The sequence below is a fragment of the Pedococcus sp. P2_D7 genome (genome assembly GCF_056404295.1).
On sequence record NZ_JBFUEH010000015.1, the window covers coordinates 1 to 512 of the forward strand.

Annotated in this window: 1 protein-coding gene; it reads left to right on the top strand. The window is 69.1% G+C overall.

Annotated features, from left to right (window positions below; all coding sequences use genetic code 11):
* A partial coding sequence (locus AC1DWJ_RS19140) for an NAD(P)/FAD-dependent oxidoreductase (RefSeq protein WP_477621696.1) occupies positions 1 to 512 on the top strand: 512 nt, incomplete at both ends.

Genomic DNA, 512 nt, shown 5'->3' on the forward strand with positions numbered 1-512 from the left:
GCCGTGATCTGGGCGACCGGCCGCAGGTGGACGCTGGCACGATCCTTCAGCGCGACGCTTCATGTGCATGCGCACCTTGCGGCCTACACACGCTTCTTCGACCGCGCACCGGGCGATTGCCGGATGGTCATCGAAGCACGCCCCGAAGGCTGGTGGTACAGCGCCGACCTGCCCTGTGGCAGCCGGGTGGTGGCGTGCCTCACCGATCCTGACCTCGGCAGCGCGTTGCGCGACCCGAAATCCTGGTACCGCGCATTGGCGGCGACACGGTTTATCGTACCGCTGTTGCCTGATGGCGCGCGCGAAACCTCTGTCACGGTGAAGTCGGCGGGTACGGCAACGATCGAGCCGGCCGCCGGCGAGCGCTGGGTCGCGGCGGGCGACTGCCTGTTTGCCGCCGATCCGCTGTCGTCGCGCGGCATCGTGCACGCGCTGCGCTCAGGCATCCTCGCCGCCTACGCCGCGTCGGACATGATCGACGGCCGCGACGAACTCGCACGCAGGCGATACGC